The organism is Chryseobacterium sp. FR054, assembly GCF_056844565.1.
Map to the genome: position 1 here is coordinate 670,687 of NZ_JBXDSA010000001.1, position 18,527 is coordinate 689,213.

Sequence of the window (18,527 nt, forward strand, 5' to 3'; positions counted from 1 at the left end):
TTCACGCTCATTTATCGGATATAAAATTTAACTATATTCGCACTCTGAAAAAATTAATAATCATGCGAAAAAAAATTACACTCCTGCTCTTCGGAGTACCGGTCTTTGGTTTCGCCCAGTCAGTCATCGGCACGATCAATTCCGGAGCCGTTTCTGAAGCAGGATTTTCTCATTCCGTAGGGGAAATTTACGTCATCCCTGATGATCCGGATCAGAACAGTTCCGGCACAATGGGAATGCTGTACCAGATGTCTTTACAGGTTCTCGGCATCAGTGAGGCTGAGAAAGAAAATGTAAAGATCTATCCTAACCCTACTCCCGATTTTATTCACGTTACTTTAAGCTCCAATTCCAAAATTGAAGAAGCCGAAGTATATGATACAGCGGGAAGACTTGTCTTAAAAGCAAAGCCTGACAACGGAAAACTCGATCTCCGCAGCCTGAATCCGGGAATTTATATGATCTCTTTCAGAAATCCGGACATCAAACCTATTAAAATCATTAAAAAACCTTAAAAACTATCTGATCATGAGAAAACTTTACGCTACCATAGGATTATTTGTCGCTACATTATTAAGCGCACAGGTGCCACAGGCTTTCAGTTATCAAACCATAGCCTTCAATGCTTCCGGAGCACCTGTTTCCAACGGGACCGTTTCATTAAGAATAAGCATTTTAGAAAATTCGGCTACGGGAAACGTTCTTTACACTGAAACTCATCATAAAACAACCAATGCTAAAGGTCTGGTTAATTTAAATATCGGACAGGGAACCGCCTCTACCGGAAATTTCGGAGGAATCAACTGGGGCAGCAATACCAAATTCGTTAAAGTGGAAATGGATCCGCAGGGAGGTTCTGACTACATCAATGTTGGCGTAAACCAGCTGATGAGCGTCCCGTATGCACAGGTAAGTAAAACAATCGTGACAGGTCCTGGCCAGGGCATCACGCTTGTATCTCCGAACGGAACCAGTTACACCTTAAACGTAAGCGATTCAGGTACGCTAAGCCTTCCTACAAATACAGGTTCGTCCGGTAATACTTTGCCTTCCAACCTGTATGTGTACGGATCATATAATTCCTTTACTCCTTCCTCTGCTGAATTACTCCGTGGAAATGGCAGTACGAAAATAGGCTACAAGTACCTTCCTGCCAATACACAGATTAAATTCATAGCTTCACCGGGTAATGGTGCCCAGGTTTACGGCTCAGACTCCAACGGATATATTACGACTAACGGAAGTAACTATAATGTAGCGTCCAACGGATTTTACCAGATCCTGATTGCTCCTAACGGACCGCAAATGAGGGCAGGCTTCTTCAACTTTGTTCCTAAAATTCAGTTTACTTCATCTTCGGGTACGTTGCCTGTAACTTCTGTTACCTATAATAATGCCACAGGAAAATTTACGGCGATCATCAATGGAGTGACAACCAGTACCGGAGGTTCGTTTTATATCAAACTTGCTTCAGAAAGCTTACAGCCTGAAGATTTAGGAGATAATCTTGGTGACGGATCTTTTGATGTAGAAGGAGATCCTATTACCTTCCCTAACATTTCTGCGACCACTCCCAAAAATTATAAAGTTGAGTTCAGTCTCAATTTTGATGGCACCGGAAACTACACGATTACACAGTTATAAAATTTAAAGAGGCCCAGGCCTCTTTTTTTGTGCAAAATACTTCATAAAACAATCATATTTAGTAAATTTGTGAGTCTTAAAAAATCAAATAATAAATAACAGTATAATGTCAGACAAATCAAAAATCTATTACACTTTAACGGATGAGGCTCCAATGCTGGCTACACATTCTTTTTTACCGATTGTGAAAGCGTTTACAAAATCAGCGGGTATTGAGATCGCCGTTCCGGATATTTCTTTAGCAGGCAGAATTTTAGCGAACTTTCCTGAGTTTTTAAAAGATGATCAGAAAATTGGTGATGCTTTGGCTGAATTGGGAGAACTGGCGACAAAACCTGAAGCCAATATCATCAAATTACCGAATATCTCCGCTTCCGTACCACAGCTGGATGCAGCAATCGCTGAACTTCAGTCTAAAGGATTTGCTGTTCCTAATTATCCTGCTGAACCTAAAAATGATGAGGAAAAAGCCATTAAAGCTAAATATGCAAAAGTTTTAGGAAGTGCTGTAAACCCTGTACTGAGAGAAGGAAATTCTGACAGACGTGCTCCGAAAGCGGTGAAAAATTATGCTAAAGCCAACCCTCACAGAATGGGTGACTGGGCATCTGACAGCAAAACTGACGTAGCTCACATGAACAATGGTGATTTCTACGGTACAGAAACTTCTACCACCTTAGAAAATGCTACAAAATACAGAATCGTATTCAAAGGAAATGACGGTTCTGAATCTGTATTGAAAGACTTCGCTGGTCTTCAGGCCGGAGAAGTGATCGATTCTTCCGTAATGAACCTTAATGCTCTGAAAGTATTCGTTCAGGAAGCCATCGAAGAAGCTAAGAAAAGAAATGTACTTCTTTCCGCTCACCTTAAAGCTACGATGATGAAAATCTCCGATCCTATTATTTTCGGAGCGATCGTAGAAACATTCTTCAAAGAAGTATTCACTAAATATGCGGAGACATTCAGGTCTTTGGATATCAATCCTAACAACGGTCTTGCCGATCTTTTTGAAAAAATCAAAGGAAATGCCCAGGAAGCTGACATCAAAGCTGATATTGAAAAAGCACTTGCTGACGGACCAAGAGTGGCTATGGTAAATTCTGACAAAGGAATCACCAATTTCCACGTTCCTTCCGACATCATCGTAGATGCTTCTATGGCTGCCCTTGTAAGAGGAGGCGGTAAAATGTGGAACAAAGACGGAAATGAAGAGGATACCGTATGCATTATTCCTGACCGTTCTTACGCAGGTTTCTATCAGTCTGTAATCGATGATATGAAAGCACATGGAAAACTTGACCCTACTACAATGGGATCTGTTCCAAACGTAGGTTTAATGGCTCAGAAAGCTGAAGAATATGGTTCTCACGATAAAACGTTCCAGTTATCTGCTGACGGAACTGTTGAAGTTCAGGACGAAAACGGAACCGTTCTTCTTTCTCAGAAAGTAGAAAAAGATGATATCTTCAGAATGTGCCAGACTAAAGACGCTCCTATCCAGGACTGGGTGAAGCTGGCCGTAAACAGATCAAGATTATCTGATACGCCTGCTATTTTCTGGTTAGACAAAGGAAGAGCTCACGACAGAGAAATCATCAAAAAAGTAGAAAAATATCTTGCTGATCACGACACAGCAGGTCTTGACATCAGAATCCTTGATGTAAAAGATGCCATGACTGAAACCCTTAAAAGAGCAAGAGAAGGCAAAGACACGATCTCTGTTTCCGGAAACGTACTGAGAGATTATTTAACGGATCTTTTCCCTATTCTTGAACTTGGTACTTCTGCAAAAATGCTTTCCATCGTTCCACTGATGAACGGAGGAGGTCTTTTCGAAACAGGTGCCGGAGGTTCTGCCCCTAAACACGTTGAGCAGTTCCTTGAAGAAGGTTATTTAAGATGGGATTCTTTAGGCGAATTCTTGGCATTACAGGCTTCTTTGGAGCACCTGGCCCAAACTCAGGGGAATACAAAATCTCAGGTTTTAGCTGATGCACTGGATGAGGCCAACGCTAAATTCCTAGCTACTGATAAATCTCCTGCAAGAAAAGTAGGACAGATCGATAACAGAGGTTCTCACTTCTACCTGGCAATGTACTGGGCTGAAGCTTTAGCCAGTCAGACTGCCGATGCTGAATTAGCTGCTCAATTCGCTCCGATAGCCGCAGCAATGCAGGAAAATGAAGCTGTAATCAATGCTGAATTAATCGGTGCTCAGGGTAAACCTCAGAATATTGACGGTTACTACAAAACCGATACATATAAAACGTATGCAGCAATGAGACCAAGCACTGTTTTAAATGAAATTATTGACGGGATCTAATTTACAGATTCTTCCAATATACAAAAAGCTCCTTTTTCAAGGGGCTTTTTTGGTGTTTTTTGGGTGTTGCCCTAAATTTTAATCGGGCTTCAGCCCGATTCTATTGAATATTGAGATCATGTTAACCTGCGAAGTTGCTTTTGGAGATTTTGTGTTTTTTAAGATTTAAGGTTCTTTTGAATTGGACGGGCAAAAGCCCATCCATATTGAATATTGAGGCTATGTTACTTGAAAAAGGGTTCTTTTGGAGATTTTGTGCTCTTCAGATTTAGGGCAGTTTTTTGAATTCATTAAAAAAAACCGGATTCCTGTTTGACATTCAGGAATCCGGATCTTTATTAGTCAATTAATGAGTTTAGTTGTTGACCAGCTTCATAGAGCCTTCATTATATCTCTCCCCTACATTCGGATATTTTTTGAGAAGTGAATCGATGGTTTCAAGATCAGCCGGGCTCAGATCAATATTAACTGCCTGAATGTTCTCTTCAAGGTAGCTGATTCGTTTGGTTCCCGGAATCGGAATAATATCATCGCCCTGATTAAGCACCCAGGCCAAAGCCAGCTGAGTTCCTTTCACGCCTTTTGACCGGGCAAAATCATTGAATTCCCTCGCCAGATTTCTGTTGTTTTCCAGATATTCTTCCTGATAGCGCGGCAATGATTTTCTGAAATCTTCGTCTCCGAAATTCTGAACTTCGTTAATATTGGCAAAAAGCCCTCTTGCCAGTGGAGAATAAGGAACAAGAGTAACTCCCAGTTCTCTGATTGTAGAAAGGATCTCTTTTTCCACATCTCTGGTAAGAATTGAATATTCAGACTGCAGTGCGGTAATCGGGTGAATTTTATTTGCTTTTCTGATTGATTCGGCGGAAGCTTCTGATAATCCCAGATATTTTACTTTTCCTTCTTTTACCAGCTCTGCCATAGCTCCCACTGTCTCTTCTACGGGAACATTAGGATCAACTCTGTGGGCATAATACAGATCAATCGTATCTATTTTCAGTCTCTGAAGGCTTAAATCTACCGCCTGTCTGATCCATTCCGGTGACCCATCGAAATAAGTCCCGGGAGCACCGCTGTGGCTTGCATTCCCGTCTTTAAATCTGAACCCGAATTTGGTCGCAATAAAGATTTTATCACGGTTGGGTACGAGAACTTTTGAAATCAGTTTTTCATTGTCTCCGTTGGCATACATATCTGCTGTATCCCAGAAGTTTACTCCCAGATCCAGAGCTTTATGCAGGGTATTAATGCTTTCCTGCTCATCGGCAGGTCCGTAAGCAAAGCTCATTCCCATACATCCTAATCCTACTGCGGAAAGCTGCTCTCCTGTATTTCCTAATTGTCTAAATTTCATGATTGCTGTGATTTTAAATTTACAGGACAAAATTAGAACAAGAATCCAGTGTGTGCGATATAGAATTCAAACGAAGACTTATAAAATTCAAACAACTTCAGATCTTATCGCATTAGGGGTCATTCCCGTCTGTCTCTTAAAATAATTGGTGAAATAAGCCGGTTCTTCAAATCCCAGTCCATAAGCAATTTCTGAAATATTCCAGTCGGTATGTTTCAGCAATGCACGGGCTTCCTGAATGATTCTTGAAGTGATCTGCTGACTCGTTGTTCTCCCGGTTATCTCTTTTACGGAACGGTTCAGGGAATTCACGTGAACAGAAAGATTCTGTGCGAAATCGTTAGGGGTTTTCAGCTTCAGACACGCTTCGGGGCTGTCTATCGGAAACTGCCTCTCCAGCAATTCCATAAATAAGGAAGCAACTCGCTGTGAAGCATTCTGATACGGCTGAAAACTTTCCGCAGGATGCATTTTCATCGTTTCATGAATCAAAAGATGAAGATAAGCACGGAGCATATCGTATTTATGGGTATAATCCGTCCCGATTTCAGTTATCATTTTAATATAAAGCTCTGAAACGGTTTTCTGCTGATCTTCACCGATGAAAAAAACAGGATTTCCCCCAATCCTGAACAACGGAGAATCCTGAAGATTCCCGATACGGCTTCCGTTCTGAAGGAATTCTTCGGTAAAAAGGCAGAACCAGCCTGTCTGATTTTCATCATCCGCTTCCCATGAATAAGGCACCATAGGATTTGAAAACAAAATAGCCGGCTGGTTTATATGGATCCATTTGTCTGCATAATGAAGTTTCCCTTTTCCTATGATCAGTGAGATCTTGTAATAATCCCTCCTGCTGTAAGGGGTAACCAGCGAACAGCTGTCACGGGAAAACACATTAAAATGCCCTATCCCCGGCGTTACGATACACTGCGGCTCCCGGGAAAGTTCATTCCGTTCGTAAAACCCTGTTAATGTTTCTTTAGATTCCATAGATCAAAATTATAAAATTCAAACAAATAAAAAAACTAAAAAAATGACCGACTGAAAGCCGGCCATCAAAATTGAATGTATAGTTGATCGTTGATTTAATGATGATCATAATGACCATGCTTTTTATCCATTTTATAAACTTTGGACTTGTTCTTCTTATACTTTTTATCGTTGTTTTTGTTTCTGTTGTACACCGCCACAGGATTCTGTCCTTTGTAATATTTATTTTTAAATTTTAAATATTTTTCACGGCCTAAGATCCTTTCTATTTCGTAATAGCGGTCTTCTCTCCACCGGTCCGGATGGCTTACATACACTCTGTTCCAGGAATCATAATCGTCATACCTACTGTTCAGAGCATTCAGCTGGTTAGTCTGTGCAACAGAAAGTAAAAGATCGGCCGCTACGCTTTGCCAGTTGATATCAGTAATGCTTCTACGGTAGTCGTTATAGTAATCAGATTGTGCAAAGCCCAGGCTAAAGGTACCTGTAAGCAGCACTGCTATTAATATTTTTTTCATTTCACCCCATTTTAAAGTTAAACTGATATATGTTTTTCAATTAAAATGCCAAGTCTTTCAAATATATTCACAATGTTTGTTAAAATACACATAAAACCCTGATAATCTTTCATATATTTTCTACATTTATATACAATCATTAGGATTTCTTTATGGAGATCATCACTATCATACTGTCCGTATTAAGGTTGATTAAGGAGTTTTTTTTGAGCGGGACTATCCGGAGTGAAGCCTGATTTAATATCCTCAAATATCTTACCTCTGTAAGGGTTTAAAATAATCCCGGATAAGACCACGGGAGTGAAGCCTGATTATTTTTTTTCATTCCAAACAGCTCTTAAATTTCGTTAAGTTTCCTAAAACTTTATTTTTATATGATATTAATTTGTAATTTTAAAGGAGAAGAATGCAGAAAAAGGTATTCAAAGTCATTGATTAACTCAATAAAATCTTAAAATTATGGAAAATATAAAGTTTGAAATATCTCCATACCAGGATGAACTGCAGCTATTGATTGACGGAAATAAAGCGGGATACATGTCGATTGAGGTGGACGGAAGGCTGCTGATCGTGTACTACACCAAACTTGACGAGGAACGCGAAGGAAAGGGATATGCCAAAATGCTTCTGGATGAGCTGGTTCGCTATGCTGAGGAAAAAGATCTTCTGGTAGATCCCGAATGTGATTTTGTCCGCCAGCAGTTTGAAAACCACCCTAAAAGATATAAAGACATCTGGCATGCCTGATTCAGTCTTCCCACCAGGCTCTGAACGGGTTATCCTTCCTGTTTAAATCTACAACTTCCCCGATCATCGGCGTGAAGACTGTTAAGCCTTTTTCTTTTCCCAGTCTGGTTATCATCTGCAAAGGCTCATTCCACGGATGAAGGGCCAGTGCAAATTTTGAGGAATGAACGGGAATAGTAATTTTTGCCTTTAAATCAATGGCAGCCTGAACCACATCTTCCGGCAATGCATGAATATATTTCCATGCCTTGTCATACTGTCCGTTTTCAAGAACAGCAAAATCAAAAGGGCCGAAACGGTCTCCGATTTCTTTAAAATGTGTGTCATAACCACTGTCTCCCCCTAAAAAGATCTTTTTTGAAGGCGTTTTCAGAACGTAGGAAGTCCAGAGGGTATTGTTCTGCTTTATTTTCCTTCCGGAAAAATGCCTGGCTGGTGTAAATGTAATTTTTATACCGTTTTTAAGAACAACTTCCGTCCCCCATTCTTCTTCAATCAGCTTATTTTCATTATATCCCCATCTTTCCAGATGAGCTCCGGCTCCCAGAGGAACAATCGCTTTTCCCATACGGTCTCTAACTGACTTTACCGTAGGATAATCAAGATGGTCGAAATGATCATGGGTAATCACCAGATAATCCGGATCCGGTATATCTTCAGGTTTAAAAATATCTGAGCCTTCAAATGCTTTGTTGAAATATTTAAACGGTGAACCGTACAAACTCAGGACGGGATCTACCAGAAACGAAATCCCATCTGTCTGCAGGTAATAGGAAGAATGCCCTAACCAAACCAATATATCCTGATCTTTCTGTATTTTTTTTAGATCTGTATACCTGGAAGGAATTGCTTTTAAAGGTTTCAGCAGCGGATCTTTTTTTCCGAAAAGAAAATTCCAGCTTACCTGCAGGGTTCCATAACCTTCGGCAACAGCCGGTGTATAATTTATATTCTGAAATTTCCCTTTTTTATATAGTTTTGACCGCTGTATACGCTGAAGCCTTTTTCCTTTCGGAGAAGCCCCAAATGCCGGCCTGTTCATTACCATGAAATAAACCGATACTATACCCAATACTGCAATAATCCAATAAATCATCTGTCCTCTAAAATCTGATATTGTATGAAAAATACGGGCCATCCTCCATTTTTTAACTTAATTTATAAGCTATTCTGAATAATTTATTATTATTTTAAACCAGGATAATGATAAACTCTCTAAATTAGCAGATTGAAAAAAAATTCAAAGTACGTTGAAAAATTATTCGATCTTATTTGCAGCTTTAATTATGTCATCCTGCGCTTCTATCAGAAGGCATAATGAGCAGAGAGCATCGTGCATACCTCCTGAAAAGCTTAAGGAGGATGTGGATTATGCTTATTCTAAACTGCAGAAAATGCATCCCCAGCTTTACTGGTATATCTCCAAACAGGAACTCGATCATAAATTTGACAGTCTTAAACAGACTTTTGATCAGCCTTTAACTCCTCTCCAGTTTTATTTCAAGCTGCAGCCTGTAATTGCAGATGTACGGGAAGGGCACCTTGCGCTGAGAATTCCCAGAAAGAAATTCACCAAAAAAGAGATCAAAAAGCTGGAGCATAAAAAAGGAATGTTCAGCCGCTTTGAATATTATGTAAAGGGAAACCGTTTATTTATTGTTGAAAACAAAGATTCCATAGAAGGTATACAGCCTGGCAGCGAAGTTTTATCTATCAACCATATTCCGGTTTCCGAGTACCTGAAAAGATACCGGGAACTGATCAGCAGCGACGGGTATAACACTACTTTTCAGTCTTATTTTCTGAAAGATGTATTTTTTAATTTTTATACGGCAGAAAACGGATTTAGCAACAGTGCATCCATAGAAACGCTTTACAACGGTAAAAAACATATTTATACGCTTCACAGAGAATCTAAAACCCAAAATGACCTGGAAAAAGATAAGGAACAGGAAAAACGTACTTCTGAAAAAAAGATCAATGATTATGTTGCCTTCAGTAACTCCTATAACCGGAATTTCAAATTTCTGGATAAGGACAGTACGACCGCTTACATGAAGGTAAAAAGTTTTTCCCGCGATCATTCAGACCGGTTTTATAAGGAAACGTTCACCAAAATAAAGAATGCCGGGGCTAAATATCTCATCATTGATGTCCGAAACAATTACGGAGGATCACTGCATGAAATCAACAACCTGTATTCTTACCTTGCTTCCGAACCTTTTGTCCTGATCAAGCCATCACAGCTTACATCAAGACTCAGTCCGCTAAAAACCAATTATTTCAGGAAAAGCAGCGCGCTTCAGTATGCCTTTAAGAGCCTCGCTTATCCTACTTATGTATTTTCCCAGACCTTCAGCACTTATAAGAAAGACGGAAAAATATATTATAAAATGAAAGCCGATAAACCCACAAAGCCTAATAAGAATGCTTTCCAGGGAAAGGTTTTTGTACTGATCAACGGGGGAAGTTTTTCGGCATCATCGATCATTACGGCTAAACTTAAATATGATAAAAGAGCTGTTCTTGTAGGGGAAGAAACCGGAGGTGCCAATGACGGAACTGTTGCAGGATTCTATTCTTACCAGAAACTCCCCAACTCCAAAATCAATCTCCCTATCGGCCTTCTTCTGGTACAGCCCAATATTGATTTTCTGAATACCCAGAGAGGAGTTGTTCCCGATGTTGTTATTCCCGAAAGTATGCAGGATGTTATCGACAGAAAAGATCCGCAACTGGACTGGATAAAAAAGGAAATTGAAAAGGAAAAGAAAACGGGCAGATAAAAAAAACATTTTCGGCGGGCTTTCAGCCCGCCGAAAATGTTTTTACCCCATCAATAAAAATCCGGCAGAAATTTTCTGCCGGACCACATCTGTCGCTACTAAAAATTATTCGACTATGATTTTCTTTGTGACAACTGCACTTCCATCAGAACTTATTTTTACCATGTAAACACCTTTATCAGCTCTGTCAATGTTTATTTTATTGGTTCCTTTTTCCAGTTTCTGAGCTGCTTTAATCAGCCTTCCTGAAGTATCATAAATTTCAACTGAAGTATTATTTTTATTATTTTCAATAGTAAATACTCCATTTTTAACAGGGTTCGGATACATGCGGTACTGATCTGCCGCTATGGCTGTTTCTTTTGTTGACAGAGTGCCGCTTCCTATTCCTACGCCATACCAGGCTTTTACATTCTGCTGCTGTTCGTTACCTGAAGCACCGTAAAGATCGGTTACAGCCTGTATGGTAGCATTATAGGCATCCAGATAGGTTGTATTTGGAGTCATATATTGATGTAAGGCCCTGTAAATGATTTTTTCCGATTTTTCAATGGTAATTCCGGTTACATTATAAGCATTTCCGATATCGTTGGTTCCTGAACCTCCCTGTGAAAGAAGATAAAACCAGTAGTTTCCTACTCCGCTGTTGGTATGCACCCCTCCGTTATCATTATTTTCATCAGGATTGGCTGTACTGGCCCAGTGGGTACCGTTATAGGTATCCGGCTGAGGGCCGGGATTTACATTATTAGGATCCGACATGCTTCTCATATAAGGGCTTGGAGAGGGGTTCAGAATGGATGATACCGGAATTCCTTCTCCTATGGTCCAGTTCGGACTGCTTCCGGAGTAAAATTCTATTGCCGTTCCCAGCATATCTGCAATAGATTCGTTGATGGCCCCTGATTCTGCTTCATAGTTAAGTCCTCCTAAACCGTTTCTTCCGATAATCAGGTGAGAATACTCATGTCCGGCCACATCTATTCCCACTACCGGATTCATATAAGTAATCAGTCCGTTCAGGATCTTTCCGTTACCATAGAGCATACAGACAATTCCTCCATATAAAGGAGTATCGAGAGCCGCTGCATTGGCTCCTCCAGTCAGTCCTCCGAAATTGAAATTATAATAGTTATCTATTTTGGATCCGTTTCCGTCGTAGCTGTTTCTGTTGTGGCGGATCATATAATAATCATAAGCATTTTTCATTGCCCAATGAACTTCTGCCGCCGGTTTTGTATTATCAGCTGTATAATCTGCCACAGGATTCAGATATTCTTCGGAATTGATAAGTCCGTTATCAGGGTCTACATCAAGATTAGTCCCGTCCATGGTATGAATATTCCGGGCATTATCTTTAAGGCGGTACTGTCCGTTATAGGAATCAACAGTAATAGACTGGGTACCTTTATAGTATGTTGCGCTCTGAGAAGGAGTATCTGCATCATGAAGCCGTGAATTTTTCTTAATAATGGTTCCTGAATCGTTATCTATATAGTATGTGAAAGCTTTTAAAGGATTTAAAGACAAGGCCTCTACTTTTGATGCGTGATAGAGAGTGGCAGATCTTCCTTTATTAACTTTTGCAATCACTTCCTCTATATTGGAAACAGTAACTTTACCCAGGGCGTTCAGATCAGTAATAATGAGAGATTTCACTTTCTGCAAGGTAGGCTGCTGTTTAATCGGCAGATTGATATCAGAAATAATTTCTCCGTTTACATAAATCAGCTTTCCTTCTTTTTCGTGAAGCAATACCATATCATCCATTACTTTCACTCCCTTATAATAATGTTCATATACAGAGTGCGTGATTCCCAGTTCATCTTTGTTCTTTTTAAGCAGCCTGTACGAATGATCACTGCCGGTTCCCAGCCATTCTCCCAAATGGCCGGCCAGAAAATCCGGAGAGATATCTCTTCCACTGAAACCGGCATTAAAAGTTCCCATTACGGAAGTGACCGATATTTTCGGCAAATCTTTAACTGAAATTTCGGATCCCGGTCGGTTTTGCGCGTTTGCTAAGGTAAAAGGAGTAAGCCCTGTGGCAACAGTAAAAGCCAGAGCCTTTACAAGAGTAGTGATTTTTTTCATTGATATTAAGTTTATTGATATTTCACAGTTAGTAGAAAAAGCATAAAAATGTTACAGCATTTCCAATATTTAATTGAATAACCAACAATAAAAGGCTTCAAAAAAAATATCAACAAAAAAACCGGCAGAAAAAAATTCTGCCGGATCTCATTATGTGTTTTATTAAGCTTTGCTCTAAAGCAACCCTTAAAAGGGTATTGTACGAAATAATTTTTTAATAGATAAAAATTTTAATATGAACCAGTATTGATATTTCAAAATTTAAAAAAATCTGCATTTTCGTGAAGAACAGCTAACCTCTACGTATGCAAAAATTATTTTCAATTTTCACAGTTAGTAGAGAAAAAGCAAAAATGTTACAACTTTTTATAAAAAAAATCGCAGCAGAAAATTTCCACTGCGAATGATATGACTATATGCTTCTTTTAATTCAGCCTGTTTAAAGCTTTTTGAAGTTCATTCAAATCAATGAAACCGAGAAACGAACCCATGATAATAAAAACAAAAAGAACCACGGTTAAAAATGCTATAATAAAAATATACACTGAAATAAACCACAAAACCGTATTGAGAATATTTCCCCTGATCCCGAATTTACCGATGAAAAATTTTTGCGAACGCTCAAACCATGATATTTTATTCCGTTTCGCATTCTGTTTTCCTTCAACTCCGTTCAGTTCATCCACCAGCCTTACAATATCATTGATATATCTTCCGTACATATAGTACATCCAGTATTTTATTACGAACCATACCAGCAGTAAAGTGATCATAAAACTAATGCCGAAAATGGCGAGATTATACTTCATATCAAAATGAAAATTGATCGTAATCAATGACAGGAGAAAAGCAAGAGGGATATAGGAAATATAATATGAAATGTAGATTTCTTTCGATATAAGAAGCTGGGTTTTAAGGTTAAACAGATCATAATTTGTATTGATACTTTTGCGGCAGAGTATTTTATACAGTTTGAGGAAACGGGAATAAAAGTAAATGATGAGCGCCAGGGTAAGCACAACGACAAATGCCGATATAATTTTGATATTGCTGTCGCCTGAAGCAAAAGGGAAGCTGGTCATAAGCAGGGGAAGCGTAACAATCATCAGCCAGAACTCCGTTTCCATATTAATTTTGAGCATCTGTAATGGTGAATGTATTTCATCCTGTTTTTCCAGAGAGACCTCGGGAAGATCATCTCCGGTATCTTTGTTCCAAAGTTCTTTAAAATTCTCTAACTCCATTTGTATGTGTTTAGATCTGTGTTTTTTTCTTTTCTATAATCTCTTTAAGCTTCGTTTTAGCCCTGTTCATCTTTACTCTTGCGTTCACTTCGGTTATACCTAGCTGCCGGGCAATCTCTTTACCCGGAAAGTCTTCCAGAAAGTAAAAAATAAGAGCTTTATCAATTGGGCTGAGCTGTTGAATCGCTTCATACATCAGCTTCATATTTCTGTCGTCCGTATCATTATAGGGTTCCTGTTGGACGGCCAGATTTTCTATCTGCTGATTTTGTATAAAACTACGTTTTTTTTTGCTTCGCAGGAATACGATAGCCGTATTAAGTGCAGTTCTGTATAGCCAGGTAGAAAAGTCACTCTTCCTTTGGAAATCACTATACGATTTCCAGGCCTGATAAATAATCTCCTGATAAAGATCATTCTGATCATCCTGATCGTCCATATACATCTTGGAAATTTTGAAAATAACACCTTTATGTTTTTCAATTTTTTCCAAAAATTCATTTTCCATTGAAGACATGGTAAAAACTCTACACCTTTAATAGCAATTTATTCAAAAAGCCATCTTCTTTTATTAAAAATAACTACAAAACTCACGCTTTAATGTACAAAATCCTCAAAAAATATAGAAATTTATTGAGGATTTTTATTTTATGTTAAATTGAATCAAAAGAAATGGATCAGAAAATATAGTCTGTGCTCAGAAAATGAGAGTCGTGATCCCGGACGATCGTATTGAGTAATTCTTTGTTGGAATCTGTCAGTTTCGCAGCGACCAGAGATCTTATTGAAAAGGAACGGAGTGCATCAAAAACGGAAAGAGTCCCTTCCGCACTGTCTTTTCTTCCGGTGAAAGGAAAAACATCCGGCCCACGCTGTGCCTGGCAGTTGATATTTACGCGGCTTACGAGGTTCACAAAAGGATCGATCAGTTTTCCGACCTCTTCAGGATCTTCACTGAAGATACTTACCTGCATCCCATGAGAGGCATTGATCTGGTATTCCACAGGTTCTTCAATATCGTCAAAGGGAACCACGGGAATTACGGGTCCAAACTGTTCTTCATGATAGAGTTTCATCCGGCTGTCCACCGGATAGACTACTGCCGGATACACAAAAGAGGCTTCTGTATATCCTCCATTCTTATTTAAGACCGCTGCCCCTTTTGATAAAGCATCTTCAATACATTCCTGAAGATACGGTGGCTTGTTAACCTCCGGAAGCGGTGTAACTTTAACCCCATTTTCCCAGGGAAGCCCGGGTTTAAGTGCAGAAACAGCCTCGCTTAATTTCCGTGTAAACTCTTCCGCAATATCTTTTTGAACGAAAATAAGCTTAAGTGCCGTACAGCGCTGCCCGTTAAAAGACAAAGCCCCCAGAATACATTCACTTACCGCTACATCCAGATCTGCATTTTTAGTGACAATGGCTGCATTTTTGGCATCTAAACTCAGAACAGCCCTGAGCCGGTTTACCTTAGGATGCAGTTTCTTCAGGCTATTGGCCACTTTGCTTGAACCTATAAAAGCAAGAACATTCACTTTCCCACTTTCCATAATTGGTGTAATAATCTCTGAACCTTTTCCGTAAAGGGTATTTACCGTTCCTTTCGGAAAGGCTTCCCTAAAGGCATCCAGTAAAGGGTAATGAGCCAGTACACCATGTTTGGGAAGCTTAAACAGGATGGTATTTCCCATGATGAGGGCCGGAATCAGGGTGGTAAAAATTTCATTTAAAGGATAATTGAAAGGCCCCATACTCAAAACTACCCCCAACGGAGCTCTTCTGATCTGCGCAATGGTTCCTTCTGCCTCCTGGAAACGTGAAGATTCCCGGTCCAGATCTTTCAGAGCATCGATGGTCTGATTGATATAATCCACCGTCCTGTCAAATTCTTTTGCAGAATCTGCCAGAGTTTTCCCGATCTCCCACATCAGCAGTTTTATGACCAGATCGCGCTGCCGGATCATCAGGTAAACAAATTTCTGCATACACTGTATCCTTTTTTCCACAGACATTGTTGGCCATTCTCCGAGACCGTTATCATAAGCTTTTACACAGGCTTCAAGAACTTCCATAGCTTCTGCGGGACCAATATTGGGAATGCTTCCGAGCAGTTTTCTTTCCAGGCCGTCTTCCGTAGGTATACAGACCGGAGAATAAATATTCTGAATCTCTCCTTTCCACTCCACCAGTTCTCCGTTGAGAAGATAAACTTTCTGGTGAATTTCGGGAACTTTAAATTCTTCAGGAATTTCACTTTCGCTTTTAAAGATATTTTGAAATGACGGTTTATTTGATAAATCCATATGGTTTATTTGTTTAATAATTCTGAATAATAAAGGTAGAGGGAAAAATCGGTTCCAGAAATAACGGCTCAATAGATTTATTCTATATAAAAGCTGTTTGAATGAAAATTAATCCGGACTACTGAAAAAAAGAATAATTTTGCTGTAAAAATAAATCTCATGTATTTAAAATTAGTTTTCAGTACGTTATTATTCTTCTCAGCATTCATTTTTGCTCAGAATACGAAGACAGCCAATACCATTTTAATGCGGGGAAAACCTGTACATACTTATTCCAAACTGCCGGCAGTGAATAAAGCCGCTCCAAAGTTTACCCTTACCGATGTTGATATGAAAGATCAGACCCTGGATTCCTATAAAGGGAAATACGTGATTCTGAATATTTTTCCAAGTGTAGATACCGGTGTTTGCTCTGCTTCTGTTCATCATTTCAATGAAGAGGCTGCCAGTCTTCCGAATACCGTAGTGCTATGTATTTCCAAAGACTTACCTTTCGCCCAGAAAAGATTTTGCGGTGCTGAAGGAATCAAAAACGTAGTGATGCTTTCTGACTTCCGTTCCGATTTCGGCAAAATATATGGTGTGGAAATCACAGATTCGGCTATGAAGGGACTTTTAAGCAGAGCTGTTGTTGTGATTGATCCTTCGGGAAAAACAGTTTATCAGGAGCAGGTAGCTGATATTTCCCAGGAACCTGATTATGAAGCGGCTATTAAAGCAGTGAAAAAATAAAAAAGGAAACCGGCAAAGAGGATGAAAGTTCATTTGGGCTTTGGCTTCTGACAACTGTCTATACCCTATAATTAAAACTTAACAAAATCTCCGGCAGTCAATACCGGAGATTTTTATTTTCTGAATTTCACCTTCTTTTTAGTGGTTATCAATACGGCACCGTTTTTAGCTTTATCCCCATATAAAGCAACTGCCTCCTCATTTTTTAAAACTTTCATCTCTTTAATTGAGTTTTGATCAAGATTTCCGGTTGATTCATAATCGGATATCTTCCCGTTTAACACATATAAGGGTTCAATATCTCTGCGGCTAACCACGGTTCCTCCCCCAACCAGCATCTGTTGATGGACTCTGTTCTTTCGCAATCCCAATACTACCACATCATTCAATTCTGCTGTTTCTACCGTATCTTTTTTTACACTTTGCTGTGCATGTACAGCTGTAAGACCTCCTGTCGTTAAAACAAAACCAACTGCAAATTTTGTAAAAAGAGCATTGATAGAGGAATAATGTAAATTCCTGTTGAGCTGTGACGGATTAAAGTTTCCACAGATGTTTTCTGAAGAACCGGAAAAAGCATCGATAATTTCTTCATCCGGAGCATTCCTGAAGTCTCTGACGGTTTTGGAGCAGACTGAGCAGAACCGTCCTTTTTCGTCAGGGGCCATGCTGTCCCAGTTTTCATGGCAGGGTGTAGGTATGGTGATTTTCATGAGGATGTCTTTATTATAAAGATGTCCAGGCAACAGAAAAAGTTGGAATGGATAGTAAAATTTTATTTAAGCAATAAAAATATTTTCCTTCTTAAGCCGAAAACCATAAGGCATACCCATAAAAAAGCAAGCACAGAAACGATCGTTTCTGTAAGCCGAAACTTTTGCGGCTCTCTGGTTTGATAGGTTATTTCGTTTCCTATTTTTCTAAAATATCCATCCATATTCGGAGAATATAAATTTATTCTTTCATTTAAAATATGATCTTCAAAACCGTATTTTTCAGCAAGTTTGTAATCTTCCACTGCCTCCTCATTTTCTCCAGCCAGAAAAGATGCATTGCCAAGATCAAATAAAAGCTGGGCTACAATTTTATCTTTTGGTTTTACAAACGATATTCTTTCATTCAACTGATAATATATCTGTTTTATAAGAATATAGAGCTCTTCTTTATTGAGGTCAGACTCAGGATATTTTCTATTTCCAAAGTCTTTTCCTATCAGAAATTTTGATGAAACATACTGATCGCCTTTCATCTTAGCTTTTAAAATATTCACATGAATCCATTCGGAGGAATGATGAGACTGAGGATTTATTTTCAGAGCTTTTTCAATCCATTTTAAAGCTTCAGTATTGTTTCCTGCTAATTCATACGCAGTTCCTATATTGGAGGCGGTAGAATATCTGCCAGGCGCTATAACCTCAATCTTCTTATACAGGTCAATAGCTTCCTTATATTTTCCCAAAACTACTAGCACATACCCTTTATCAGATAAATAATTCAAATCTTTTGTATTCTGATATCCTTTTTCCAGAGTGGTCAAAAATGCATTCAACCGGGCTTTATCTCCAAAATTATGACCATGTGGAACATTCGTTTCATCATCATGATATAATATCTTCTGATTTTCTAAAATCATTCTTTCTCCATTAAGACAAGCAAGGGCAAAAGCTGGGAATAAGGTTCCAAGAATAAGGGTGAAAAAATATTTTATCATAATAAGAATCTATGGCTTTTTCAAAAATATAAAAACTTTGTTATAGACAATAACAAAGTTTTATCA

The 18,527-nt window shown here is 39.0% G+C and carries 16 protein-coding genes; 6 read left to right on the plus strand and 10 right to left on the minus strand.

Annotated features, from left to right (window positions below; translation table 11 throughout):
* Positions 1-62 precede the first annotated feature (62 nt).
* From AC106S_RS03405 to AC106S_RS03415, 3 genes are all read left to right on the plus strand, one after another.
* Entirely contained in the window at positions 63-515 is a 453-nt protein-coding gene (locus tag AC106S_RS03405; protein ID WP_482437728.1) for a T9SS type A sorting domain-containing protein, read from the plus strand.
* Between the two features lie 13 nt (positions 516-528).
* A complete protein-coding gene (locus AC106S_RS03410) occupies positions 529-1,644 on the plus strand; it encodes a cadherin repeat domain-containing protein (RefSeq protein WP_482437729.1) in 1,116 nt (371 codons plus the stop codon).
* Between the two features lie 106 nt (positions 1,645-1,750).
* Positions 1,751-3,970 (plus strand): NADP-dependent isocitrate dehydrogenase, encoded by a 2,220-nt coding sequence (locus AC106S_RS03415; RefSeq protein ID WP_482437730.1) that lies wholly within the window; start codon positions 1,751-1,753, stop codon positions 3,968-3,970.
* A 355-nt stretch (positions 3,971-4,325) separates the two neighbouring features.
* On the opposite strand, the gene AC106S_RS03420 is transcribed toward AC106S_RS03415, so the two are convergent.
* The 3 genes from AC106S_RS03420 to AC106S_RS03430 form a co-directional block, all read right to left on the minus strand.
* Positions 4,326-5,327 carry an aldo/keto reductase gene (locus AC106S_RS03420; protein WP_482437731.1) on the minus strand — a complete coding sequence of 334 codons (1,002 nt, stop codon included), beginning with the start codon at positions 5,325-5,327 and terminating at the stop codon, positions 4,326-4,328.
* A gap of 87 nt (positions 5,328-5,414) precedes the next feature.
* Positions 5,415-6,320 carry a helix-turn-helix domain-containing protein gene (locus tag AC106S_RS03425; protein ID WP_482437732.1) on the minus strand — a complete coding sequence of 302 codons (906 nt, stop codon included), beginning with the start codon at positions 6,318-6,320 and terminating at the stop codon, positions 5,415-5,417.
* A 95-nt stretch (positions 6,321-6,415) separates the two neighbouring features.
* A complete protein-coding gene (locus AC106S_RS03430; protein ID WP_482437733.1) occupies positions 6,416-6,841 on the minus strand; it encodes a hypothetical protein in 426 nt (141 codons plus the stop codon).
* A gap of 459 nt (positions 6,842-7,300) precedes the next feature.
* Between AC106S_RS03430 and AC106S_RS03435 the strand changes: the two genes are divergently transcribed.
* A complete protein-coding gene (locus AC106S_RS03435; RefSeq protein ID WP_482437734.1) occupies positions 7,301-7,588 on the plus strand; it encodes a GNAT family N-acetyltransferase in 288 nt (95 codons plus the stop codon).
* Position 7,589: 1 nt separating this feature from the next.
* Here AC106S_RS03435 and AC106S_RS03440 read toward each other — a convergent pair whose 3' ends face one another.
* Positions 7,590-8,726 carry an MBL fold metallo-hydrolase gene (locus tag AC106S_RS03440; RefSeq protein WP_482437735.1) on the minus strand — a complete coding sequence of 379 codons (1,137 nt, stop codon included), beginning with the start codon at positions 8,724-8,726 and terminating at the stop codon, positions 7,590-7,592.
* Positions 8,727-8,838: 112 nt separating this feature from the next.
* Here AC106S_RS03440 and AC106S_RS03445 point away from each other — a divergent pair, with 112 nt between their 5' ends.
* Positions 8,839-10,374, plus strand: a complete 1,536-nt coding sequence (locus AC106S_RS03445; protein ID WP_482437736.1) for a S41 family peptidase — start codon at positions 8,839-8,841, stop codon at positions 10,372-10,374.
* Positions 10,375-10,479: 105 nt separating this feature from the next.
* On the opposite strand, the gene AC106S_RS03450 is transcribed toward AC106S_RS03445, so the two are convergent.
* From AC106S_RS03450 to AC106S_RS03465, 4 genes are all read right to left on the minus strand, one after another.
* A complete protein-coding gene (locus AC106S_RS03450) occupies positions 10,480-12,468 on the minus strand; it encodes a M4 family metallopeptidase (protein ID WP_482437737.1) in 1,989 nt (662 codons plus the stop codon).
* 425 nt (positions 12,469-12,893) lie between these two features.
* Entirely contained in the window at positions 12,894-13,712 is an 819-nt protein-coding gene (locus tag AC106S_RS03455) for a hypothetical protein (protein WP_482437738.1), read from the minus strand.
* A 10-nt stretch (positions 13,713-13,722) separates the two neighbouring features.
* Positions 13,723-14,229 (minus strand): RNA polymerase sigma factor, encoded by a 507-nt coding sequence (locus AC106S_RS03460; RefSeq protein ID WP_482437739.1) that lies wholly within the window; start codon positions 14,227-14,229, stop codon positions 13,723-13,725.
* 160 nt (positions 14,230-14,389) lie between these two features.
* A complete protein-coding gene (locus AC106S_RS03465; RefSeq protein WP_482437740.1) occupies positions 14,390-16,018 on the minus strand; it encodes an NADP-dependent glyceraldehyde-3-phosphate dehydrogenase in 1,629 nt (542 codons plus the stop codon).
* A 159-nt stretch (positions 16,019-16,177) separates the two neighbouring features.
* Here AC106S_RS03465 and tpx point away from each other — a divergent pair, with 159 nt between their 5' ends.
* On the plus strand, positions 16,178-16,750 hold the full coding sequence (tpx, locus tag AC106S_RS03470; RefSeq protein ID WP_482437741.1) for a thiol peroxidase: 573 nt from the start codon (positions 16,178-16,180) through the stop codon (positions 16,748-16,750).
* Positions 16,751-16,863: 113 nt separating this feature from the next.
* On the opposite strand, the gene AC106S_RS03475 is transcribed toward tpx, so the two are convergent.
* Positions 16,864-17,463 carry a hypothetical protein gene (locus tag AC106S_RS03475; protein WP_482437742.1) on the minus strand — a complete coding sequence of 200 codons (600 nt, stop codon included), beginning with the start codon at positions 17,461-17,463 and terminating at the stop codon, positions 16,864-16,866.
* 62 nt (positions 17,464-17,525) lie between these two features.
* A complete protein-coding gene (locus AC106S_RS03480; RefSeq protein ID WP_482437743.1) occupies positions 17,526-18,461 on the minus strand; it encodes a tetratricopeptide repeat protein in 936 nt (311 codons plus the stop codon).
* Between the last annotated feature and the right edge of the window lie 66 nt (positions 18,462-18,527).

Excerpts from the sequence above, each read along its gene's own strand:
- AC106S_RS03405 (WP_482437728.1), top strand. The coding sequence starts at position 63 with ATGCGAAAAAAAATTACACTCCTGCTCTTCGGAGTACCGGTCTTTGGT.
- AC106S_RS03410 (WP_482437729.1), top strand. The coding sequence starts at position 529 with ATGAGAAAACTTTACGCTACCATAGGATTATTTGTCGCTACATTATTA.
- AC106S_RS03415 (WP_482437730.1), top strand. The coding sequence starts at position 1,751 with ATGTCAGACAAATCAAAAATCTATTACACTTTAACGGATGAGGCTCCA.
- AC106S_RS03420 (WP_482437731.1), bottom strand. The coding sequence starts at position 5,327 with ATGAAATTTAGACAATTAGGAAATACAGGAGAGCAGCTTTCCGCAGTA.
- AC106S_RS03425 (WP_482437732.1), bottom strand. The coding sequence starts at position 6,320 with ATGGAATCTAAAGAAACATTAACAGGGTTTTACGAACGGAATGAACTT.
- AC106S_RS03430 (WP_482437733.1), bottom strand. The coding sequence starts at position 6,841 with ATGAAAAAAATATTAATAGCAGTGCTGCTTACAGGTACCTTTAGCCTG.
- AC106S_RS03435 (WP_482437734.1), top strand. The coding sequence starts at position 7,301 with ATGGAAAATATAAAGTTTGAAATATCTCCATACCAGGATGAACTGCAG.
- AC106S_RS03440 (WP_482437735.1), bottom strand. The coding sequence starts at position 8,726 with ATGGCCCGTATTTTTCATACAATATCAGATTTTAGAGGACAGATGATT.
- AC106S_RS03450 (WP_482437737.1), bottom strand. The coding sequence starts at position 12,468 with ATGAAAAAAATCACTACTCTTGTAAAGGCTCTGGCTTTTACTGTTGCC.
- AC106S_RS03455 (WP_482437738.1), bottom strand. The coding sequence starts at position 13,712 with ATGGAGTTAGAGAATTTTAAAGAACTTTGGAACAAAGATACCGGAGAT.
- AC106S_RS03460 (WP_482437739.1), bottom strand. The coding sequence starts at position 14,229 with ATGTCTTCAATGGAAAATGAATTTTTGGAAAAAATTGAAAAACATAAA.
- AC106S_RS03465 (WP_482437740.1), bottom strand. The coding sequence starts at position 16,018 with ATGGATTTATCAAATAAACCGTCATTTCAAAATATCTTTAAAAGCGAA.
- tpx (WP_482437741.1), top strand. The coding sequence starts at position 16,178 with ATGTATTTAAAATTAGTTTTCAGTACGTTATTATTCTTCTCAGCATTC.
- AC106S_RS03475 (WP_482437742.1), bottom strand. The coding sequence starts at position 17,463 with ATGAAAATCACCATACCTACACCCTGCCATGAAAACTGGGACAGCATG.
- AC106S_RS03480 (WP_482437743.1), bottom strand. The coding sequence starts at position 18,461 with ATGATAAAATATTTTTTCACCCTTATTCTTGGAACCTTATTCCCAGCT.